This is a genomic window from Marininema halotolerans, from assembly GCF_900116235.1.
GTDB classification, from domain to species: domain Bacteria; phylum Bacillota; class Bacilli; order Thermoactinomycetales; family DSM-45169; genus Marininema; species Marininema halotolerans.
In genome coordinates, this window is sequence record NZ_FPAA01000004.1 from 126832 (window position 1) to 150562 (window position 23731).

At 48.3% G+C, this 23731-nt stretch carries 19 protein-coding genes; 15 read left to right on the forward strand and 4 right to left on the reverse strand.

The features are described 5' to 3' along the window. Window positions 1-16 precede the first annotated feature (16 nt). Window positions 17-3352, forward strand: a complete 3336-nt coding sequence (locus CHX35_RS06435) for a vitamin B12-dependent ribonucleotide reductase (protein ID WP_245838678.1) — start codon at window positions 17-19, stop codon at window positions 3350-3352. A gap of 41 nt (window positions 3353-3393) precedes the next feature. Here the strand turns inward: CHX35_RS06435 and CHX35_RS06440 are convergent, their stop codons facing one another. Then, the gene (locus CHX35_RS06440; RefSeq protein ID WP_091835706.1) at window positions 3394-4080 is read right to left on the reverse strand and encodes a GDSL-type esterase/lipase family protein; all 687 of its coding nucleotides are present in this window, start codon (window positions 4078-4080) and stop codon (window positions 3394-3396) included. Window positions 4081-4235: 155 nt separating this feature from the next. On the opposite strand from CHX35_RS06440, the gene CHX35_RS06445 reads away from it, so the two are divergent. Continuing rightward, entirely contained in the window at window positions 4236-4967 is a 732-nt protein-coding gene (locus CHX35_RS06445) for a metallophosphoesterase (protein ID WP_245838680.1), read from the forward strand. Between the two features lie 118 nt (window positions 4968-5085). Next, complete coding sequence (locus CHX35_RS06450; RefSeq protein ID WP_091836166.1) at window positions 5086-5595, forward strand: GNAT family N-acetyltransferase; 510 nt, start codon at window positions 5086-5088, stop codon at window positions 5593-5595. Between the two features lie 118 nt (window positions 5596-5713). Here the strand turns inward: CHX35_RS06450 and recQ are convergent, their stop codons facing one another. Beyond that, entirely contained in the window at window positions 5714-7840 is a 2127-nt protein-coding gene (gene recQ, locus CHX35_RS06455; protein WP_176391932.1) for a DNA helicase RecQ, read from the reverse strand. A 501-nt stretch (window positions 7841-8341) separates the two neighbouring features. On the opposite strand from recQ, the gene CHX35_RS06460 reads away from it, so the two are divergent. Both CHX35_RS06460 and dinB read left to right on the forward strand, forming a co-directional pair. After that, entirely contained in the window at window positions 8342-8644 is a 303-nt protein-coding gene (locus CHX35_RS06460; RefSeq protein ID WP_140413565.1) for a YolD-like family protein, read from the forward strand. Continuing rightward, on the forward strand, window positions 8631-9857 hold the full coding sequence (dinB, locus tag CHX35_RS06465; RefSeq protein ID WP_217895871.1) for a DNA polymerase IV: 1227 nt from the start codon (window positions 8631-8633) through the stop codon (window positions 9855-9857). Before CHX35_RS06460 ends, dinB begins: the two co-directional genes overlap by 14 nt. A 69-nt stretch (window positions 9858-9926) precedes the next feature. Here dinB and hutH read toward each other — a convergent pair whose 3' ends face one another. Beyond that, complete coding sequence (gene hutH / locus CHX35_RS06470) at window positions 9927-11453, reverse strand: histidine ammonia-lyase (protein ID WP_091835719.1); 1527 nt, start codon at window positions 11451-11453, stop codon at window positions 9927-9929. Between the two features lie 103 nt (window positions 11454-11556). Continuing rightward, window positions 11557-11709 carry a hypothetical protein gene (locus tag CHX35_RS17465; RefSeq protein ID WP_176391933.1) on the reverse strand — a complete coding sequence of 51 codons (153 nt, stop codon included), beginning with the start codon at window positions 11707-11709 and terminating at the stop codon, window positions 11557-11559. Window positions 11710-11880: 171 nt separating this feature from the next. Between CHX35_RS17465 and CHX35_RS06480 the strand changes: the two genes are divergently transcribed. The 10 genes from CHX35_RS06480 to truB all read left to right on the forward strand — a co-directional run bounded on the left by CHX35_RS06480 (window position 11881) and on the right by truB (window position 23727). After that, complete coding sequence (locus CHX35_RS06480; RefSeq protein WP_091835724.1) at window positions 11881-16173, forward strand: PolC-type DNA polymerase III; 4293 nt, start codon at window positions 11881-11883, stop codon at window positions 16171-16173. Window positions 16174-16473: 300 nt separating this feature from the next. Then, a complete protein-coding gene (locus CHX35_RS06485; RefSeq protein WP_091835727.1) occupies window positions 16474-16944 on the forward strand; it encodes a ribosome maturation factor RimP in 471 nt (156 codons plus the stop codon). Window positions 16945-16965: 21 nt separating this feature from the next. Further along, on the forward strand, window positions 16966-18072 hold the full coding sequence (gene nusA / locus CHX35_RS06490; protein WP_091835730.1) for a transcription termination factor NusA: 1107 nt from the start codon (window positions 16966-16968) through the stop codon (window positions 18070-18072). A gap of 26 nt (window positions 18073-18098) precedes the next feature. Then, window positions 18099-18377 (forward strand): RNase P modulator RnpM, encoded by a 279-nt coding sequence (gene rnpM, locus CHX35_RS06495; RefSeq protein WP_091836169.1) that lies wholly within the window; start codon window positions 18099-18101, stop codon window positions 18375-18377. Beyond that, entirely contained in the window at window positions 18370-18684 is a 315-nt protein-coding gene (locus tag CHX35_RS06500; RefSeq protein WP_091835732.1) for a YlxQ family RNA-binding protein, read from the forward strand. Before rnpM ends, CHX35_RS06500 begins: the two co-directional genes overlap by 8 nt. Continuing rightward, entirely contained in the window at window positions 18668-21145 is a 2478-nt protein-coding gene (infB, locus tag CHX35_RS06505) for a translation initiation factor IF-2 (RefSeq protein WP_425435310.1), read from the forward strand. Before CHX35_RS06500 ends, infB begins: the two co-directional genes overlap by 17 nt. Continuing rightward, the gene (locus CHX35_RS06510) at window positions 21096-21431 is read left to right on the forward strand and encodes a DUF503 domain-containing protein (protein WP_245838682.1); all 336 of its coding nucleotides are present in this window, start codon (window positions 21096-21098) and stop codon (window positions 21429-21431) included. Before infB ends, CHX35_RS06510 begins: the two co-directional genes overlap by 50 nt. 60 nt (window positions 21432-21491) lie before the next feature. After that, window positions 21492-21845: a 30S ribosome-binding factor RbfA gene (gene rbfA / locus CHX35_RS06515; RefSeq protein ID WP_091835738.1), complete on the forward strand. Its 354-nt coding sequence runs from the start codon at window positions 21492-21494 to the stop codon at window positions 21843-21845. Further along, entirely contained in the window at window positions 21832-22821 is a 990-nt protein-coding gene (locus CHX35_RS06520; protein ID WP_091835741.1) for a DHH family phosphoesterase, read from the forward strand. Before rbfA ends, CHX35_RS06520 begins: the two co-directional genes overlap by 14 nt. Next, the gene (truB, locus tag CHX35_RS06525) at window positions 22822-23727 is read left to right on the forward strand and encodes a tRNA pseudouridine(55) synthase TruB (protein ID WP_091835744.1); all 906 of its coding nucleotides are present in this window, start codon (window positions 22822-22824) and stop codon (window positions 23725-23727) included. Window positions 23728-23731 lie beyond the last annotated feature (4 nt).

Here is a 23731-nt window from a genome sequence, read left to right on the forward strand (position 1 = left end):
AGAGGGGGAGTTTGCTTTGAAAATTCAGCGTCATTTTACGGTTAAGGGAGAAAATCCTTTCCAAAGTGTAGCGTATACGAAAAGGGATTGCCGCATAACCAATCCAGATGGATCGATTGTCTTTGAAATGCAGGGCGCAGAGGTTCCACAATCCTGGTCCCAGGTGGCTGCGGACATCATGGTCTCGAAATACTTTCGCAAGGCGGGAGTTCCCCAGATCGATGAAGAAGGGAAGCCTTTGTTGGACGAGTCTGGGAATCCGGTAACGGGCTCTGAGACGAGTGCGCGTCAAGTGATCCACCGTCTTGCTGGATGTTGGCGAGAGTGGGGAGAGCAAAATGCATACTTTGATACTGCGGAGGATGCACAGGCTTTTTATGATGAATTAGTGTATATGTTATTGCATCAAATGGCTGCCCCTAACTCCCCCCAATGGTTTAATACGGGTTTAGCCTATGCCTATGGCATCAAAGGGAAAGCCCAGGGTCATTATTATGTGGATCCGGAAACGGAAGAATTGAAGCAAGGTATCGATGCATACAGTCGGCCTCAACCTCATGCTTGCTTTATCCAATCCATCGAAGATGATCTCGTGAATGAAGGTGGGATCATGGATTTATGGGTACGAGAGGCACGACTTTTTAAATATGGAAGTGGTACAGGCACGAACTTCTCAAGTATCCGTGGGAAAGGGGAGACCCTTTCTGGTGGGGGGACTTCCTCTGGGTTGCTTTCCTTCCTAAAAATCGGGGATCGGGCGGCAGGTGCGATCAAATCCGGTGGAACGACGCGCCGGGCGGCAAAAATGGTTACCCTTGACCTGGATCATCCCGATGTAGAGGAGTTCATCAATTGGAAGTCAAATGAAGAGAAGAAAGTACGTGCACTCATCGCAGCTGGGTATGATCCTTCCTTTAATGGAGAGGCCTATGAGACGGTATCTGGACAAAACTCCAATAATTCGGTGCGGGCCCCTCATGCCTTCTTCCAAGCATTAGAAGAAGATGGTGCCTGGGAACTAAAGCGCCGGACAGATGGGAAGACGGCAAAAACGATTCCAGCACGTGAGTTATGGCGTCAGATCGGACAAGCCGCTTGGGAATGTGCTGATCCTGGTTTACAGTATGATGGCACCATTAACGAATGGCATACTTCTCCGGCAGGAATGGACGGCGAGTACGGAGCACGTCACAATCGGATCAATGCTTCTAACCCTTGTTCCGAGTATATGTTTCTCGATAATACCGCGTGTAACTTAGCTTCCCTCAATTTGATTAAGTTCTTTGATGCAGAGAGTGCAACCTTTGATATCCCAGCGTTACAACATGCTTCTCGCCTTTGGACGATTGTTTTAGAGATCTCTGTCATGATGGCACAGTATCCTTCTCAATCGATCGCAAAACTTTCCTATGAATATCGCACGTTGGGACTGGGTTATGCCAATATCGGGACCGTTTTGATGGTCTCGGGCGTTCCTTATGATTCCGAGAAGGCGTTGGCTGTGACGGGTGCGGTGACGGCTATTATGACCGGAGTCGCCTATGCTACGTCTGCTGAAATGGCGAAGGAACTCGGACCCTTTAAGGCATTCTCAATGAATCGTGAACATATGTTACGCGTGATGCGCAACCATCGTCGTGCTGCGTACCATGTGCCAGCAGAGGAGTACGAAGAGTTGGCGATTGCGCCTATGGGTATTCATCCCACTCACTGCCCGCCTGAGTTACTGGAGGCAGCTCGAAAAAGTTGGGATCAGGCTCTCGCTTGGGGTGAGCAATATGGGTACCGCAATGCTCAAACTACTTTATTGGCACCAACAGGTACAATTGGTTTGTTAATGGACTGTGATACGACTGGGGTGGAACCAGATTTTGCGTTGGTCAAGTTTAAGAAATTGGCTGGCGGTGGATACTTTAAGATTGCCAATCAATCGATTCGTCCAGCACTACACACCCTGGGGTATACGGAAACACAGGTCCAGGAGATTTTGACCTATGTGACCGGAACGCTCAGCCTTGAAGGGGCTCCCCATATCAACCGAGAGAGTTTACGTGCCAAAGGTTTTACAGAGGAAGATCTGGATACTCTCGAAGGGCAGCTTGCGTCGGTGTTTGAACTTCCCTTTGCCTTTAACAGCTGGGTACTTGGGGAGGAGACGATGCGTCGATTAGGGTTTACTCCCGAGGAGACCCAGGCACCTGACTTTAACCTATTGAAATCGCTAGGCTTTACCCGATCACAAATTTTGGAGGCCAATGATACCATCTGTGGCAGAATGACAACCGAGGGTGCGCCTCATCTAAAGGAAGCGCACTATCCAGTTTTTGATACGGCCAATCCCTGTGGTCGAATTGGCAAACGGTTTATTCACTTTATGGGACATTTACGGATGATGGCAGCAGCACAGCCCTTCCTCTCTGGCGCTATTTCTAAAACCATTAATATGCCCCATGAGTCTACGCTTGAGGATATTCAGTTGGCATATCATGAGGGATGGACACTGGGTCTTAAAGCGGTCGCCCTTTATCGGGATGGCTCAAAGAGTTCCCAACCGCTGAACTCAAAGAGTGATGATCAAGAAGACGAGGAAGAAGTGTCTACCCCAACACCAACGACACAAACTCAAGCATCGACCGAAAGTGTTCCAGCAGCAAGCGCTTCGATTGCATCGAGTAAAGAAGTGTATGCGAAAGGGCATGTGCCCAGTGTTCGACGCCGCCTACCCAGGAAGCGCGAAGGGATTACCCAAGAAGCACGTGTTGCGGGTCAGAAAATCTTTGTTCGTACAGGCGAGTACGAGGATGGTTCATTGGGTGAAATCTTTATTGACATGCATAAAGCAGGTTCGACGATGCGTGGGATGCTGGATGCCTTTGCTGTGGCGGTCTCTTTGGGACTTCAACATGGTGTTCCCCTTGAAAAGTACATTGATTCGATGACCTTTACTCGTTTTGAACCAGCGGGAACGGTTAGTCATCCAAATATCAAAATGGCTACCAGCGTCATTGATTATGTGTTTCGATTGCTTGGGATGGAGTACCTTGGGCGAACGGATTTTGTGCAGGTGCCCCCTCGACAGCAGGAGTTACGAAGTTATGACAACCGTTGGCGACGTCATGAATCAATCGATGCTGAGCAGGCAGAAGCAACGGAAACCCCTATCCATGCGCATGCTGAAGTGGAACAGGGATATGTGGAAGTCACCGGAAGCAGCGAGACTCCCCAGGATAATCTTGAAGCGATTCGGGCTTCATCGGGCGCGCCTTTGTGCATTGATTGTGGAGGAATGACGAAACGGAACGGTTCTTGTTATGTTTGCTTGGATTGTGGAGGAACGACTGGTTGCTCTTAAGGGTTGAATTTGAACATGTTGAACAGCAAAATTCCTCGCACCTAGGATTCGGTGCGGGAATTTTTTTTGCCTTTTAGGCATTCCCAAATGGCTTCTGCAATCATTTGATGGCCCAAGCGGTTTGGATGAACCGGGTAACTTCCTGATCCAAAGCGGATATCGGTCAACCGACCGGTTCGATATTGATTAATTAGTTTGGACTCCCGATTACGGAAGATTTTTTCAATATCGATGACAGTGACATTCCACGTGTTAGAAACTTCTGTCGTTGCTTTGTTAAATAGAGGGATCCATGTGTTGGCGGTTCGGGAGTGAGGAAAGGGATTGTATTGATTAAACATGTACAGGGGCGAACGACTAAACTGCCGAATTTGTTTATAGATGTGGTGTAAGTTGTTCTTATAGGTTTGAACAGTGCGCCCATAGATCGAGGGATTGCCAAATAGAAAGAATTTAACGTAGGCGTAAAGTAAGTCATTTCCTCCAATGTTTAATGTGGTGAGTGAGCTTTGGTTTACCGCATGGGTATGGGGGGAGGTGGAAGAGAGAAACGAAGCTAAACGTCCACTGGTTAATCCTTTTTTACCGAAGTTTACTAACGTAAAGGGGCCAACATGGTCATTGAGATGTTGAGTCAATTGGGAAGCGAATCCTTGAAGGTTGGGTGCTGAATGGCCCTCTGCGATGGAGTCTCCCAATGCGACATATAAGTATGAAGATGTGGTCATATAGGGTACCCCCTCCCGTTCGCAAGATCGTATTGTATCGTATGAGCTTTCGGATAAGGGGGGCAGGGCAATATGGAGGGGTTCTTGGCTTTAGGGCTTTGCGACATGTTATAATGATACACGCTGATTTAAGTGTACAAAGGAAGTGGACCGGTTTGAGTTTGTTTGCCATAAGCGATCTTCATCTTTCGTTTAATAAACCAGTTGGATTGACGAACATTGATCATGAAAAAGATATTGAAAAACCGATGGATGTCTTTGGGTGGGATCACCATTATGACCGTGTGCGAGATGCCTGGTTAGAGGTGGTTGCTGAAGGAGATACCGTATTAATTCCTGGTGATATCAGCTGGGCTTTACGCCTCGAACAGGCGCGTTATGATTTCGATTGGATTAATGCCTTGCCGGGTCGGAAAATTCTTTCACCGGGGAATCATTGTTATTACGCGCAAAGTAAAAAAAAGGTGCGTCAGACGCTTCCGGAGCAAATGGAATGGATTGATGCAGACTACACATTGGCTGAAGGGTACATTATTGCAGGCACTCGCGGTTGGAATCTGCCTGGGGAGCCGGGTTGGGATGAAAGTTCAGATCGCCGGATTTATGATCGCCAAATAGGGCGTTTAGAGATGGCTCTTTCTGCTGCTGTCAAGGATCATCCAGAAAAAGAACGCATTGTGATGCTTCATTATCCACCGGTCACACCGAAGATCCCTGATTCTGATTTTATGCGGGTGATGCGGGATTACCAAGTAAAAACGTGTCTTTATGGTCATTTGCATGGTCGTTCTCATCGGGATGCTTTGGTAGGTGAGTATGGGGGTTTACACCTGCAATTGGTCTCTTGCGATTATCTTGACTTTAAGCCCGTTCCAGTTCATTTGTAATCGGTCTCTTCTCAGAAAGAGCCTTGCTTCGATTGAAGAAGCAAGGCTCTCGTCTTTTTCAATTAGAGGGAATGGAGTGAATGATGTGATTCAACCGCGCGAATTTTGTGTTCATAGAATGAATTATACGGTAAGGCCTGCCATGTTGGAGGATGCGAAAGCGTTGTCTGAGTTACGATTACAGATTGATGGAGAAACTCAAAATTTGGATCGAGAAAAAGGAGAGGCGTTGATCGATCAAGCTGGTTTTGAGAAAATGATAAAAGAAGATACAGAAAAAGAAAGAAATTTATTTTTGGTTGCTGTAGCTAACGATAAAATTGTAGCATTTTCCAGGTGTGAGGGAATCTACTTAAAACGATTTGCCCATAAGGTGGAATTTGGGATTTGTGTATTAAAGGATTGTTGGGGATATGGGATTGGAAAGAATTTATTGAACGAATCGGTTTCCTGGGCGGATGCTAACGATATTAAAAAAATCAGTTTGAATGTTTTAGAAACAAACGAGACAGCGATACAATTGTATAAAACGTTTGGATTTGAAATCGAAGGGTTATTGAAAAACGATAGAATTTTGTCTGATGGCAAGTACTATAGCACCCTCATTATGGGGAGATTTAATGAATAACAGACTTGTTAATGCGGAATGCAGAGGACGTGCGGGAACAAAGTATAGTTTCTGATGAGTTCATGGAAAGGCCCCCCTTCGCTAGCGAAGGGGGGCCTTTCCATGTGTCTTATTCATTTTATTGTTGCTCCGCCCGTTTTGCTAAGACCGCTTTGATCGTGGTATAGGAGATGGGCTCGGGTAGTTTGTCTTTAATGGGGCGTAATTGGGTGCCACCGGTTTCTTCAATAGCCCGTAGGATCAAAGGTTCTTGATCGGTTGGGATCAGTCGATTCCAATCGACGGGATGCCCTTCCTGGGCAGCGCGTAGCAAGTGATTGTCCAAGGTGGAAGGGGTGAGTCCACGTGTCGTAGCGATTTCTTCGTAGGAAATCCCCTCTTCGTGCCACATGCGCCAGGTGGTAAGATGACTGGGCTCTTTTTGCTCTGAAGAGGATGATTTCGTTGGGGGAGAAGAAGCCACAGGAGTTATCCCCTTTTCTGTAACATAAGCCTGGATGGCTTTGAGGAAGGTTTCTCCGTATTTTTTTAACTTCTTCTCACCCACTCCTCGAATCGACTTCATTTCTTGGTGATTGGATGGGCAAGTTCGAGCTAGATCCGTTAGTGTGCTATCAGGAAAGATCATATAGGGCGGAATCTGTTCCTTAGTCGATAGCTCTTTACGGAGCGCACGGAGTCTTTCCAAGAGATCTTCATGGACAGGGGTTGCGACTGGGGTGGATACTTTTTTCATCCGCAGAAGTACCCCTTGTTTGCCCGTGAGTACATCGATGGCTTTTGAAGTAAGGGTTAGTACAGGGTATTCGTCATCTGTGATTCGAAGGTACCCTTCAGCGGCTAATACCTGGATCCGGTGGACAATCTCTTTTTCGGTATAGTTGTTTAATAAGCCATAGGTCGGAAGGGTATCAAACCTAAGCTCCTTGACCCGTTTACTAGCGGAGCCCTTTAATACCTTGGCGGTGAGGGAGACGCCAAAGCGTTCGCGCATTCGTTTGACACAAGAGAAGATTTTTTGTGCTTCCACGGTGACATCCGTACGCTCTCCTTCATCCAGGCAGTTGCTGCAATTTCCACAGGGCTCTCCTGGTTGATCTCCGAAGTAGTGAGCGAAGGTTTCCTGTAAGCAGGTTTGCGTATGCGCATAACGAATCATTTCCGTTAATTTGTGATGTTCCTTTTGTTTGAGTGTAGGTGCCATTTGGGACTGCTCAATCAAGTATTTTTGTGTTTGAACATCGGAAGGGCTGAAGAGTAATATACAGGCGCTTGCTTCTCCATCACGTCCCGCTCGTCCGGCTTCCTGATAATAAGACTCGAGATTGCGCGGCATTTGGCAATGGATAACAAAGCGTACATTGGATTTATCAATCCCCATGCCAAAGGCGTTCGTGGCGACCATTCCTTGGATGCGGTCGAAGGAAAAATCCTCTTGCGCCTGTTGGCGTTCTTGTTCCGTAAGGCCAGCATGATATTTTCCCACTAGGAACCCACGACTGGCTAAAAAGTGATGAAGTGCGTCCACCTCTTTACGGGTGGCGCAGTAAAAGATTCCAGGGTCTGCAGGATGCTCCTGTAGGTAATGTAGAGCGAAATCACGGACCTTTTCCCCATGGAAAACGGAGAAGGAGAGATTTTCTCGTTTTACCCCATTGATAAAGGTGTGCTCGGGGGAAAAGGAAAGGAGTTGGGCGATATCGTTACGCACTTCCTGGGTGGCGGTTGCTGTAAAAGCAGTAATGATCGGACGGGGATTTAAATGGCTGAGCCACTGCGCTAATGAGCGGTAGCTGGGCCGAAAGTCGTGTCCCCATTGGGAGATACAGTGAGCTTCATCAATGGTGACAATGGATAAAGGAACTCGCTGGAGTAACTGTTGAAAGTGATCCGACTCCAACCGTTCTGGTGCAACATAAAGAAGACGATACACGCCTTGTGCGGCATCGTTTAGTCGGGTGTTCATCTCAGTTGATGATAAGGTGCTATTAATATACGTCGCGGATATCCCGATTTCATTTAAATGGTCCACCTGATCCTTCATTAAGGAAATCAAGGGGGAGATGACAAGGGATAGCCCGTCCATCATCAGGGCCGGAATTTGATAACAGACGGATTTTCCGCCCCCGGTAGGCATGATTGCTAAGGTATTGTGGCCGGAAAGGATACTGTTAACAATGGCTTCCTGACCAGGGCGGAAAGCGGTAAATCCATACACTTTCTGCAACAGGTCCAAGGGTTTCAATCCATGACCTCCTTTATAGTTGTCCTCTTGAGACAAAAATCGATTGTTTCATGAAGGATAACAAGAATCGATGAGCAAAGAAAAAGCCGTCCTTCGTTGACGGATGATGTGTGTCCTATTATACCGAATGAATGGAGTGGATGGGAGAGTCTATCTTTTTCGCACGGGTTATGTGAGCCGTTCCTTCTTTACATGCTCATCAAATGATTACCGGTCAGTATGACTTTATCGAGGTTGAATCGAATGGGAGTGACTGGTACATTGTCGGGATGTCGTAGCAAGGGATTCATGGAATAAGAAGCAGGTTTTAAGCATCCCAAACCGGGATGCTTTTTTGCTCTGGTTGGAGGAGAGATGGGAAGGTATGGACGAAGCGTCAAGCAGAAAGAGGGGTCCTTATTTTGGAAGTATAATACGAACGTATATTCGTATATACTGTAGTTGAGGTGATTAGCAGTGAAGGGAATCCATCGGGGGAACAAACTGTGGGAAGGGCATCGTATGATTTTGCCTCAACACGAAGACGCTCTGTGGGAGAGGCGCAGACACCAAGAGGTGTTTATTGCCCCGAATTTGGATGAGGATGAGCTGGAACAAATGAGCCGCAGGGTTCGGTGGGCGATGGAGGAAGAGCGACCGATCATGATCACGGTGGCAGAACGATATGGACCGGAAACCTTTTGCGGGTTTATTGAACGGGTGTTGCTACAAGAGCAGGTGATCAAGATCCGGAATGGGCGTGAAATTCGGTGGATCCCCTTCCCGTCCATTATCGGTGTGGAGGAGCCCTATGAAGATGAATGAAACGAAGCGGACCATTCTATTGGCGGACATGAATTCTTTCTATGCCAGTGTGGAGCAAGCGGCGAATCCCGCCTTGAAAAACCAGCCTGTCATTGTGTGTGGGGACCCTAAACGCCGGCATGGCATTGTCTTGGCTGCATCCTATGAAGCAAAGGCATATGGAGTAAAGACAGCGATGACAGTGGGTGAAGCACAACGGTTATGTCCGATGGCGAAGTTGATTCCTCCGCGGATGGCAACCTATGTGGAGGTGTCGACACAGATTGTGGAGATCATGAAGGAGTTCTCCCCATTAGTTGAACCCTTTTCCATCGATGAGGCTTTTATCGACGTGACCGGTTGTGAACAATTATTCGGAGATGGAAAACAAACGGCGCAATCCTTGCAAAGTCGTATCGACAAGGAAACAGGAGTTTCTTGTTCGATTGGGGTGGGTCCTAACAAGTTGCTGGCCAAAATGGCAGCGGGTCTGCAAAAGCCCCATGGCTTAACCGTCCTGACACCACAAGATGTCCCGCGACGGATCTGGCCGCTCCCTGTTAAGAAGTTGTTTGGGGTAGGGGATCGAATGGAGCGCCACTTTCAGCGTATGGCGATTCGTACGATTGGTGATCTGGCGGCGTGCGATCCCAATTTGCTTGCCCGGCGATTTGGGGTGGTAGGGAGGGTTCTTCATCAATCAGCACAGGGAATCGACTACAGTCCTGTAGACCCGTATACATTGGATGGATGCAAGTCCATTGGCCACCAATTTACCTTGCCCAAGGACTACGTGTCGGAAAAAGAGATCCATGTGGTGTTGCGCGAGTTAGCAGAAGAAGTGGGTGCCCGTGTACGCCGTGCAAAATGTGTAGGTCGGACCGTCTCGCTTAGTCTAAAGGGGGCAGACTTCCACTCGGTACATCGTTCCTTTACGATGCCGGATGCCTCCAATATCGGTCGAGACATCTTTGATGCAGCGGTTCATCTAATGGATCAGCATTGGAATCAAGAACCGGTTCGTCTTGTTGGGATTACGCTAAGTAATTTGTCATCAGACGATGCCATTCAGCTGGACTTATTTCATGCGAAGGATAAAGATTATCAATTGGCTGAAGCGATTGATGAGATTCGCGGCCGATTTGGTACACAGAGTATTTTTTTGGCGCAGTCCCTTTCAGAGGCGAGTGTATTTACGGATCGGGTAGGTAAAATTGGGGGTCATCTTCGCTGAAGGAAGGGCATTATAAAAAACCGCCATGATGGTGATGATCCATCGTGACGGTTTTTTTAATGAAAAAGGTTACCCCTTGAGCTGGGAGAAAACAACTTGGCGCAATTTCCCGCTTTGAATGAACGCCACAGCATGGGCGATATCCTCCCCGCTCTCACGGTCATCCGTAAGGGCGGGGATTTGTGTGCGAATGTGGTCGTAAGCCGCTTGCGTGCCGTTCCCTAACAAACCAGTACCAAATTCGAGGGCCTGGGAAGCGCATATGGATTCGATGGCAAGAACGTGGGTGACGTTCCGCAGGACCTGATGCAATTTCCGTGACCCAAAGGCCCCCATGCTTACATGATCCTCTTGATTGGCAGAGGAAGGAATGGAGTCTACCGAGGCGGGATGGCAGAGGGTTTTATTTTCGGAAACCAGGGAAGCGGCAGTGTATTGTAAAATCATATACCCAGAATGAAGGCCCCCTTGATGGGTGAGAAAAGCAGGGAGTCCTGACAATTGGGGATTGACGAGTCGCTCGGTGCGTCGCTCCGAGATGTTGGCCAATTCCGCCATGGCAATGGAGAGAAAATCAGCGACGAGGGCAAGCGGTTGGCCATGGAAATTCCCGCCAGAGATCACCTCGCCTTCCTCTGCAAAAAGGAGGGGGTTATCGGTGGCGGCATTTAGTTCACGTTCCACGATCTGTTTGACATGGGTAAAGGAGTCCCGGCTAGCACCGTGTACCTGAGGGATACAACGGAGGCTATAGGCATCCTGTACACGCTTCTCGCCAGGTTGGGTAATCCGTTCGCTCCCCTGGAGATATCGGCGAAGTTGGGTGGCGCAAGTGATCTGTCCGACTTGGCCTCGAGCCTCATGAAGTAGAGGGTGGTAGGCATGGGGAATCCCGTTTAAGGCTTCTACGGTTAAGGCGGAAATGATGTCTGCTGTATCTAACAACACCTCCGCTTTTAATAAGGCAAGGGAGAGGAGACTGGCCATCAACTGGGTGCCATTGATCAAGGCGAGTCCTTCCTTCGCTTCCAATACTAAGGGGGAGAGGTTTTGTTTTTTCAGAAGGGTACTTGCGGATTGTTTCTCACCCTGAAAATAGACCATTCCTTCCCCAATCAAAGGAAGCGCCATATGAGAGAGGGGAGCGAGGTCTCCACTGGCGCCGAGGGAACCCTGTTTGGGTACAACGGGATGAATCTGCTGGTTAAGCAGCGTGAGCAGGCGCTCCACAACGATGGGGCGGATTCCCGAATGCCCCTTCGCTAGGGCGTTGGCACGGAGAAGCATCATCCCACGTACCACCTTTTCCGAGAGAGGATCCCCAACACCACAAGCATGACTAACAATCAGGTTTCGTTGTAGGGTTTGTACTTGCGAAGCATCAATCAATGTATCACTAAATTTCCCGAAACCGGTGGTGATTCCATAGACGGTCTCTCCCGATTCCAGGAGGGATTCTACCATTTCACGGGAACGGTTCATTTCCTCAATGGCATCAGGGTGAAGGATAACGGGTCGAGCATGAAGAACCACGTCACGAAAAGCTTCTAAGGTAAGGGAATGTCCATCGAGGACGATGGGGTCGATGTGAGTCATGGGTGCGCTTTCCTCCTTTATTAGAGAACAGTGTTCATAGAAAAGGGGCATCGAGTCAGTTGTCTCGATCCCCCTTTCACTTTCATATGTGATTGTTCGCCTGTCATGGAGCGTTGGCGAATGTGAACGCTTCGTCATGGTATTGTACTCCCTTCGAGCCAGTAGGTTCCCCATCCAATGGATGATGGGTGCGTCCATCACATGGCCGACTTCCTAATGAAAAATAAAGAATGACCTTAATCATTTCCATAGTCATCACAAAAAATCCTGCTAGTAATTTTTGTGAAAACAAAAAGATACATTGGATGCGATATAACTGACGGGAAACTTCAAGCAAGGGAGAGGGTTTCCCTTTTTTCGATGTCTAGTCCTCTTTACGGCTTTCTGATACACTTTAGCCATGGATTTTTTGGAACGGAGGATGAGGATGGCCGAAGAAATACAGGATCGTTGGTTACAAGTGTTAAAGCAAGCAGAAATCCCTCTCGATGTGGCACAACGTCATTTCCCAGGGGCGGTGATTGAGAAGGTGAAAGTCAGTCGTCGTAAAAAAAGCTGGACCTTTTACCTGCGACTGGCAGAGCCTGTCCCACCTAATATCTGGTTTCGTGTCCAAGAGAAAGTGAAACAAGCATTTCAACCGGTCGTCGATGTACAGTTTGTCGTGCATTATCGCCAAGAGAATTTAGCGCAATTGGCAGAAATGTATTGGCAGTGGATTCGGCAACAAACTGCAGTAAAGGTTTCTCCATCCGTTGCTGGATGGCTTTCCCGTGCAGAATGGGAGATGGAGGGAGACCGTCTGACGCTTTCTTTTCCCAATGACATGATGGTGAAGATGGCCGTTTCCAAGCAATTGGATCAGGTAGTTAGCTCCCTCTTTCATGAAGTGTCAGGGACACGAGTCCAGGTGATTCTCACCTATACGCCAGAGGAACGGGCGAAGGAGAAGTTCCTTGAGGAAAGACAGGAGGCGGAACGACAACTTGTGGAAGAAGCGATCAGTTCCTTAGAAGCTTCCGAGCCTCCTCCGACCGAAGGCGATGCTCCTCCCCAAGGTCCGGTCGCGATTGGCTATGACTTTCGTGATGAACCGATCTTGATTCGGGAGATCACGGATGAAGAGCGTAGGGTATGTGTGCGCGGTAAGGTGTTTAAGGCGGAGGTTCGTGAATTACGAAGTGGACGGACATTGATCACTTTTAATGTAACCGATTATAGTGATTCCATCGGGGTGAAAGTATTTGCTCGGGATAAAGAAGATGCGGCCACCCTCGCAAGAGTAAAGGATGGAATGTGGGTAACCCTTCGCGGCTCCGTGCAATTCGATACCTTTGCCCGAGATTTGGTGATTATGGCGAATGATTTGCGGGAGGTCGAGGCCTACCGGCGAGAGGATCATGCGCCTGAGAAACGAGTAGAGCTGCATTTACACACCGCAATGAGCGCAATGGATGGCGTCTATGAACCTGCTGAGATGATTAAACGGGCTGCACAATGGGGCCATCCTGCCGTAGCGATCACGGATCATGGTGTACTGCAGGCGTATCCAGACGCTTATGCTGCTGGTCAAAAGCACGGGATTAAAGTCCTCTTTGGTTTAGAGGCTTTTGTGGTGGATGATGGGGTTCCGATCGTGATGAATGAATCCCAACGAGATTTAAAAACCGATACGTATGTGGTATTTGATGTGGAGACCACGGGGTTGTCCGCAGTTTATGATCAAATAATTGAATTGGCAGCAGTTAAGCTACGGGATGGAGAGATTGTTGATCGGTTTGAAGCCTTTGTGAACCCGCATCGGAAGTTAAGTTCCTTCACCACAGAGCTGACAGGGATTACCGATGATATGGTGAAGGATGCCCCAGATCTTGTGGAAGTGGTACCTCGCTTTCTAGAGTTTATTGATGGAAGTATTCTTGTTGCCCATAATGCACGCTTTGATATGGGCTTCTTACAACAGGCTTGTAAAAAAACAGATCACGCACCGGTTCCAAACCCAGTGATTGATACATTGGAGTTAGGGCGACTTCTTTATCCACGACTAAAAAATCATCGCTTAAATACCTTATGTAAACAATTTAATATTGATTTAACCCAGCACCACCGAGCGATCTATGATGCGGAAGCGACAGGATATTTGCTGTGGAAAATGGTGGCTGACTGTGTGGAACGTAAGGTGACACACCTTGATCAGCTGAACGAATTGACAGGAGAGCGGGATCTTTCTCGCCTACGCCCCTTTCATGCCACGGTCTTGGTAGAGAACTATACGGGTCTGAAGAACTTATATCGATTGGTTTCCAAAGCCCATATGGAATATTTCCATCGCACTCCCCGAATTCCACGTAGTTTGTTAGAAAAGAACCGTGAGGGGTTATTAATCGGTTCGGGCTGTGAAAAGGGAGAAGTGTATGAAGCGGCTCTACAAAAGTCCCAGGAAGAAGTGGAACAGGTCGCTCGCTTTTACGATTACTTGGAGATTCAGCCAACTGCGGTGAATCAACACTTGGTGGATAAAGAAATCGTTGATAATCCTGAACGGTTGCGTGAGGCGAATCGTGTGTTAGTAGCGATCGGAGAGAAGCTGGAGAAGCCAGTTGTTGCTACAGGGAATGCCCATTACTTAGATGAATGGGATGCGACGTATCGTGATATCCTCGCCTTCAACCAGACGGGTGGCTTCCGCAACAGTGGTCCACTTTCCGCGGTGCACTTCCGAACGACAGAGGAGATGCTGACGGAATTTGCCTATCTCGGTGAAGAAAAGGCAAAAGAAGTCGTTGTCGAAAATACCCGTGCGTTAGCGGATCGCATTGAGGAAATGAAGCCGTTCCCGGATGATCTTCATACGCCAATTATCGAAGGTGCGGAGGAAGAATTACGCCGTATCTGTCATGAAACGGCGGAGGGGTTGTATGGGGCACCCTTGCCAGACATCGTAGAAAAACGGTTAGAGAAGGAATTAGGTAGCATTATTAAACATGGATTTGCTGTGATTTATCTCATTTCCCATAAGCTTGTAACAAAATCCCTTGAGGATGGCTATCTTGTTGGTTCTCGGGGTTCGGTAGGTTCATCCTTTGTAGCCACGATGAGCCACATTACTGAAGTAAATCCTCTTCCTCCCCACTATGTCTGTGCAACTTGTCAATATAGCCGCTTTATAGCTGATGGAACCGTGGCCTCAGGGTTTGACCTTCCCGATGAAAATTGTCCTACATGTGGCACCGTGATGATGAAGGACGGCCATGATATTCCTTTTGAAACCTTCCTTGGCTTTAAAGGAGACAAGGTACCGGATATTGATCTCAACTTTTCTGGAGAATACCAGCCACGGGCACACAAATACACCGAAGAGCTCTTTGGTAAAGAGTATGTCTACCGAGCCGGTACGATCTCAACGGTGGCACAAAAAACAGCCTTTGGCTATGTGAAGAAGTTTGAAGAGCATAAAGGATATCAGTGGCGGGGAGCGGAGATTGACCGAATGGTTGAAGGGTGTCAAGGAGTGAAACGCACAACCGGTCAGCATCCCGGTGGATTAATGGTCATTCCGCAGAATAAAGATGTGTTTGATTTTACACCCATTCAGCGCCCTGCCGATGATGTGAAATCAGAGACGGTGACGACACACTTTGATTACCATGCGATTAGTGGGCGGTTACTTAAGCTGGATATCTTAGGACACGATGATCCAACGGTTATTCGGATGTTGCAGGACTTGACCGCGATCGATCCCAAGACGATTCCTGTGGATGATGCGGAAGTAATGAAGTTATTCTCAGGTACAGAATCGATGGGAGTGACCCCTGAAGAAATTGGCACGGTGACGGGAACGCTAGGGATTCCTGAATTCGGTACCCGCTTTGTTCGGCAAATGCTCGAAGATACAAAGCCAACGACCTTTAGTGAGTTGGTACGAATCTCTGGCCTATCCCATGGTACGGATGTTTGGTTGAATAACGCGCAAGAGCTTGTCCGATCACAAACGGCAGTTCTTTCGGAGGTCATCTCAACACGGGACGATATCATGATCTATCTTATTTATAAAGGAATGGAGCCCTCTGTTGCCTTTAAGTTGATGGAGAAGGTCCGCAAAGGAAAAGGCTTGACAGAGGAAGAAGGGGAACTGATGCGAAGTCAGGATGTTCCTCAGTGGTATGTCGATTCCTGCCGGAAGATTAAATATATGTTTCCAAAGGCTCATGCGGTAGCCTATGTCATGATGGCAGTGCGCATTGCTTGGTTTAAAGTGCATCGGCCAATTGAGTATTATGCAACATACTTCACGGTACGAGCGGATGATTTTGACGTGGAAGTGGTCCTAAAAGGGATGGATGCCGTCAAAAAGACGATTTTGGAAATTGAAGAAAAGGGAATTTCCGCGAGCCCAAAGGAAAAAGGGCTCATGACGGTACTTGAATCGGTTCGAGAAATGATGGCGCGGGGACTGCGTTTTCAGAAAGTGGACTTATATCGTTCCGATGCGACACGATTCCTTGTCGATGGAGATAGTTTAATTCCACCTCTTTCATCAGCGGCGGGGGTAGGTGTCAATGCCGCTAGTAATATTGTCGAGGCGAGTAAGGGTGGAGAGTTTCTCTCAATCGAAGACTTACAAAAGCGAAGTCGTGCATCCAGTGCCGTAGTGGATGTATTACGACGTCTTGGCTGTCTAGAGAACTTACCAGAAAGCAATCAACTCACCCTTTTCTAACCGATTGATTTTGCGGAGGTAGCTCAGAGTATGGTATGATGCAAGGGTGAACGTTTTCAAAAGCTCACCAACCTCTGGATTTTGGTTGGAGAGATCGGTGATGCCGGTGTAGCAACGCATACCATCTTTCGTGTGATCACGATTGGTGATGGATTTTTCGCAGGCGTTGTAGTTCACTATCTTTTTGGCTATACTGATAGAAGAATGAAAGTCCGGCCGAGGAGAGTGGGTTTGTCACCCACTCTTTCCCTTTGTACAGGGATATAAAGGGATGAGGGCCATTGAAGGAGGGAATTTGGGGTGAGCCGTAAAGTCGTAGAGACTGTCGAGGCATTGGCGGTTCCGATCTTGGAGAAAGAAGGGTTGGAGCTGTATGATACGGAATTTACGAAGGAAGGAAAGAACTGGTTCCTTCGTGTGTATATCGACCGACCTCAAGGAAAAGTGGACCTCGATGATTGCAGTCGGATCAGCGAACGGCTCAGCGCTGAACTGGATGAGGGTAATCTAATTTCAGAGGGTTACTTTTTAGAAGTCTCTTCCCCAGGGATAGAGCGGTCTCTGAAAAAAGAAGACCACTTTACACAGGCTATTGGAAGTCGGGTGTTAATCACCACGTATAAAGCGTTGGACGGGAAAAAATCATTCGAGGGAGAGCTCCTCGAATATTCCGGAGGACCCGATGGAAAAGTGATTCTTGATATTGAAGGGGATTCAGTGGAAATTCCAACCGATAAAATAGCCAAAGCGAAGCGGGTCTTTGTGGTTTAATCGAAGGGAGGAGAAGTGGCGATGAATGCAGAGTTCATCGAAGCCCTCAATCAATTAGAGAAAGAAAAGGGCATTCGTAAAGAGGTCTTGATTGAGGCGATTGAAGCGGCTTTGATCTCGGGATATAAACGCAACTTCCACTCGGCACAAAACGTACGTGTCGATATTGATAGGGATACAGGACAAGTGCGTGTTTTTGCTCGTAAAACCGTAGTGGAAGAAGCGTTAGATCCTCGCCTGGAAATCTCACTGGACGCGGCTCAGGAGATTCTTCCCTCATATGAACTCGATGATATCGTAGAAATTGAAGTAACTCCTGCTGACTTTGGGCGTATTGCGGCTCAGACAGCGAAACAAGTGGTTACACAGCGGATCCGAGAAGCGGAACGCAGCATTATCTATGAAGAATTCGCAGATCGTGAAGAGGATATCGTAACAGGAATTGTGCAACGCTCGGATAATCGCAACTATTTTATTGATTTAGGTCGGGTGGAAGCGCTCCTGCCTCATGCGGAAACAATGCCTGGGGAGCGGTTTAAACATAATGATCGGGTGAAAGCATTTATCACACGGGTGGAGAAGTCCACTAAGGGACCGCAAGTGTTTGTGTCACGTACCCATCCAGGCTTACTTAAGCGCCTTTTTGAACTTGAGGTACCCGAAATCTACGAAGGCATTGTTGAAATTCGCTCAGTAGCAAGAGAAGCGGGTCAACGGTCTAAAATTGCGGTAGCAACCCGGGATGAACAAGTGGATCCGGTGGGAGCCTGTGTGGGTCACCGGGGGATGCGGGTTCAAACCATCGTCAACGAGCTTCGTGGCGAGAAGGTGGATATTGTAAGGTGGTCTGAAGATCCGATTGAGTTTGTTTCCAACGCGCTTAGTCCTTCGAAGGTAGTGAGTGTCGATATTCGCGAGGAAGAAAAAATTGCTCGTGTGATCGTACCCGATCATCAACTTTCTCTAGCGATTGGGAAGGAAGGGCAAAATGCTCGCCTGGCTGCGAAGTTGACAGGTTGGAAAATTGATATTAAAAATGAGTCTGAAGGAACTGATGGGGCAGCAGTTAAGGAGCCAGAGCAGGTCGAAGAAGTGATGGATGAACATCCTGATCTCGACCGGGCGTAAATCCATCCGCAAGGAGGTGGTCCGTGTTGAAAACACGCAAAGTGCCCATGCGTAAATGTGTGGCATCCCAAGAGATGTTCCCTAAAAAGGAACTGATCCGGGTTGTGCGAACCCCGGATGGAGAAGTTCAAATTGACCCGACTGGTAAACAATCGGGGCGGGGGGCATATCTCCGGGCGGAAGCTGACTATGTCGAGATGGCAAAGAAGCGGAAAGCCCTCGAGCGAGCATTGAAAATGAAGGTCAATGATGAACTGTACGATGAGTTGCATGCGTTCATTGCAAAGGGCAAACTAAATGGATAGAATGTACCAGCTTCTAGGACTAGCGATGCGCGCAGGGAAGGTCGTTTCAGGAGAAGAACAGGTTCTAAAGGTTGTGCGATCAGGTAAAGCACATCTGGTTCTCTTGTCCGATGATGCTTCTGCGAATACCTACAAGAAAATCACGGACAAATGCTCTACCTATCAAGTCCCGTTGTCCCAGGCAGGTTCCCGTCAGGCGTTGGGCAGGGCAGTGGGGAAAGCGGAGCGTGTAGTGATCGCCATTACGGACCCTGGCTTCTCACGTGCGATGAGGAATCGGATACCAGCAACTGACGGGGGTGGCTGATTTGTCGAAGATTCGCGTATATGAGTATGCTAAAAACCTGGATATGAGCAGTAAAGAAGTGATTACCATCCTAAAGCGTATGGGTGTGGAAGTGAACAACCATATGAGCGTAATGGATGATGAAGCAGTTAATAAGGTAGAGAAATTTTTTAAAGATGTAAAGCAGGGGGCGGAGAAAACGGAACAGAAAACGACGCATCAGAAATCGGAAAGCCGCAATCAAGGCGGCCAAGGCAATCGTAGTCAAGGCGGTGGCCAAGGCAATCGCAGTCAAGGTGGTGGCCAAGGCAACCGCAGTCAAGGTGGTGGCCAAGGCAACCGCAGTCAAGGCGGTGGCCAAGGCAACCGCAGTCAAGGCGGTGGCCAAGGCAACCGCAGTCAAGGCGGTGGCCAAGGTAACCGCAGTCAAGGTGGCGGCCAAGGCAACCGCAGTCAAGGCGGCAGCCAAGGCAACCGCAGTCAAGGTGGCAGCCAAGGCAACCGCAGTCAAGGTGGCGGCCAAGGCAACCGTAGTCAAGGCGGTGGCCAAGGCAACCGCAGTCAAGGAAATCGCAGCAACCAAGGTGGAGAGAATCGTGGTGGCGGCGACCGTCGAAACGCAAACAATCGCGGGGGACGTAGCAACTTTGGTGGCGGTGGAAACCGTGGAGGCCGTCGGGGTGGAAGAAGAGACAATCGCCGTTCCCAAGCACCAAAGCAAGCACCTGTACTCCCTTCCGAAATTGAAGTAAGTGGACCAATGACTGTGGGGGAAGTTGCACGTCTATTACGCCGAGAAGCTTCAGAAGTGATCAAGAAGTTAATCAGCATGGGGACGATGGCGACCATTAACCAGGAGATTGATGTGGACACCATTGGTCTTGTGTCTGAAGAATTTGGCGCGAAGATGAACTATAAAGAGAAAATTGATGAATCTGCCTTTGAAAACATCGAAGAAGAAGATGATCAGGCAGATTTAAAAGAGCGTCCTCCGGTTGTAACCATCATGGGTCACGTCGATCATGGGAAAACGACGCTACTCGATACGATTCGGCAGACGAAGGTAACCGCAGGGGAAGCTGGCGGAATTACTCAACATATTGGTGCGTATCAAGTGGAGAAAAAAGGAAAGAAAGTCACTTTTTTGGATACGCCAGGTCATGCTGCCTTTACAACCATGCGGGCACGTGGGGCTCAGGTAACGGATATAACCATCCTCGTAGTTGCTGCGGATGATGGTGTCATGCCACAAACCATCGAAGCGATTAACCATGCGAAAGCAGCTGAGGTACCGATCATTGTCGCTGTGAACAAAATGGATAAACCAGAAGCGAATCCAGACAGAGTGAAACAACAACTCTCCGAACATGGTCTTGTACCTGAGGAGTGGGGTGGCGATGCCATCTTTGTTCCCGTTTCAGCGGTAACAGGTGAAGGGATCGATGACATTCTTGAAATGATTCTGCTTGTCTCAGAAGTGGAAGAATATAAAGCCAACCCGGATAAACGAGCGCGTGGAGTCGTTATCGAGGCGGAACTTGATAAAGGCCGGGGAACTGTTGCAACGATATTGGTGCAAAATGGTACCTTGCAAGTAGGAGATGCGGTCGTAGCGGGTCCTTACTTCGGTAAGATTCGGGCGATGGTGAATGACCTTGGGAAACGAGTAAAAACAGCAGGTCCTTCTACACCAGTAGAGATTCTTGGCTTAGCAGATGTACCCGCTGCAGGGGATCCCTTTATCGTCTATGAAGATGAGAAAAAAGCACGGGATGTGGCAGCTGCACGGGAGCAAAAGAAGCAGCAGTCTGAGCTCGGGGCATCCAGCCGGGTTACATTGGACGATCTCTTCAAACAGATTCAAGAAGGCGATGTAAAAGATCTGAACGTCATCATCAAAGCGGATGTACAAGGATCAGCAGAAGCTTTACGCAGTTCCTTGGAAAAAATCGATGTTGCTGGCGTACGTATTAATATTAAACACTCGGGTGCAGGCGCGATTACGGAATCCGATGTGACCCTTGCTTCCGCTTCCAATGCGATTGTGATTGGATTTAACGTCCGCCCTGAACCGAACGCTCGTGTGACAGCAGACCAAGAAAAAGTAGATATTCGACTTCATCGTGTGATCTACAATGTCATTGAAGAGATTGAATCCGCGATGAAAGGGATGCTCGATCCTGAATTCCGGGAAAAGGTTGTGGGTCGGGCAGAGGTACGGCAAACCTTTAAAGTGTCTAAAGTGGGTACCATCGCAGGTTGCTATGTGACTGAAGGCAAAATTGTTCGTGATGGGAAAGCACAATTAATTCGTGATGGTGTAGTCGTTCACGAAGGCGATATTGATGCATTGAAACGCTTTAAGGATGATGCCAAAGAAGTGGCTCAAGGTTATGAATGTGGTGTGACCCTTAAAAATTACAATGATATTCATGAGGGAGACATTATCGAAGTTTTCATCATGGAAGAAATTGCACGCTGATCAGCTGGTCGTCGGCCTATTGGAGTGCCGTTGTCGGATCTTAGGCTCCCGATCTCTAAAAGAGAAGCGGAGCGTAGTGAAAAGCGGTCTTGAACGAGTTCGGCAGCGATTTAATCTATCCACAGCCGAAGTAGGGGCTCAGGACGATCGGCAGATGGCGATGATGGCAGTGGGAGGAGTGGCGAGCGATAAGAGGCTCTTAGAACGTGAGCTGACGCTCGCCCTCAACCTATTGGAAAACATCGACGGGTTAGAGATTATTGATGCTGATATATCCTTCCTATAAGTAGGGTACCGGTTGGATTGACCAACTAGGAAGGGATTAGGCAAACAGGAGGTGTCGTCGATGTCCCGTATCCGTGCGAGTCGAGTCGGCGAACAGATAAAAAAAGAACTAAGTCAGGTACTACAACAAGAAATGAAGGATCCACGCATCGGATTTGTTACAGTAACGGCGGTAGAGATGAGTGGGGACTTGCAACAAGCAAAGGTATTTATCAGTGTCTATGGCGATGATGAAAAGAAGAAGGAATCGCTAGAGGGATTAGAAAAAGCGAAGGGTTTCCTCCGTTCGGAACTGGGTCGACGCATCCAGCTTCGTCATACACCCGAATTGGTTTTTAAGTTCGATGGATCCATCGAACATGGAAACCATATTTCCAAGCTGTTGGAAGAAGTGAATAAGGATGAAGAACAATAACTGGGCGGAAGCTGTAAATTTTCTCCAAGAGGGAGATCGCTTTTTAGTGGTTTCCCACATCCATCCGGATGGTGACGCGATCGGATCAACCTGTGCGGTGGCTTCGATTTTGGATCAATTGGGGAAAAGTTATACCCTAATCAATGCGAGCGGAGTCCCTGAAAAATTTGCATTTCTTTCCCATTCAAAAAGGATCCTCACCCCGGAGCAAGTGCGGGAGGGGGATCCCTTTTCCCGCGTGGTGGCGGTGGATGTAGCGGATGCAGAGCGGATGGGTGATATCGAACCATTCATCGCTGAAGATGGGCACATCTTAAATATTGATCACCATCCGACAAATGATCGTTTTGGTGCGGTTAATTTAATCATTGATCATGCAGCATCAACAACGGAAATTTTATGTCAGTTAGCCGATGAGCTGGGTTTGACCTGGGATCTTATCTTGGCAGAATCACTTTATACAGGACTACTGACGGACACGGGTGGTTTTCGTTACGCTAACACAACTCCTGCGGTTATGAAGTTGGCATCACGACTGTTAGCAGTTGGTGTGGATGCAGCTGGAATTGCTGATCGCACATTAGAGACGATGACACAAAACCAACTGCAACTTCTTCAGCGATCACTTGATACACTCACCTTTGCTGACGAAGGCAGAATCGCATGGATGTGGTTATCTCGACAAGACTTTATCATGACGGGTGCGAATGAAAACGACATGGATGGGATTGTCAATTATGCACGCAATGTGGTAGGCGTGGATGTCGGTATTTTATTTCGAGAGACTTCTACCGGGGATGTTAAAGCATCGCTTCGCTCCCGAGAGATTGTGGATGTCGGCGCATTGGCTCAGTCCTTAGGTGGGGGCGGACATGCCCGTGCTGCTGGCTGTACTTTACGTGGATCACGTAATGAAGTGGAACGTCGCCTTCTTGATCAGGTGAAGCAACGCTTGCGAGAAGGGAGTGAATCCTGAATGCTTCATGGAGTGCTTCCAGTAAAAAAAGCAGCGGGAATGACCTCTCATGATGTTGTCTCTCGGATTCGCCGATTAGCTGGACAAAAACGCGTCGGTCATACCGGAACACTCGACCCTGATGTCGAAGGGGTGCTGCCTATTTGTTTGGGACAAGCGACACGCATTGCGGAATATGTACAGCATCTGCCAAAACGATATCAAGGGAAGCTTGTCTTCGGTCGGTCCACCGATACCCAGGATGCCTCTGGACAGACCCTTGTAGATGTAGAGAAGGTGGACATCACTTCTCAGCAAGTGGATGAAGCCTTTATGCGATTTACGGGTGAAATTGAGCAAATTCCTCCCATGGTATCCGCTGTCAAGGTCGATGGACGGCGCTTGTATGAATATGCAAGGGAAGGCAAAGAGGTGAAACGCTCCCCACGTCGTGCGGTAATCTATTCGTTGCAACAAATGGATTTTAAAGAAGGGAATCACCCAGTGATCGATTTTGATGTATGGTGTTCGAAAGGTACCTATGTGCGTACGCTTTGTGTCGATATCGGAGATGATCTAGGTGTGCCTGCCCATATGGCGCATCTTGTCCGTGTGAACAGTGGTCCGTTTACCCTTGAGGATTGTTTTACTTTAGAGGAGTTGACGGAAGTTGCGGCACAGGGTACTTGGGAAGATGTTTTAACCGGGCCTGGGGAAGCGTTACCCCATTTTCCAAGTATGGTTCTTGCCAATGAACACTATGGGGATCTGATGAATGGGTTGTCGTTGGAGTGGGAAGAAGAGGAAATGCTACTGCCAGAATCCTTACGTTATCGAGTGTATACGGAGGATGGTCGATTCTGCGGTTTATACCGACAGGTAGATGAGAGAAGGGCTGATCCGGAAAAAGTTTTCCGAGAGTGGTGACGGG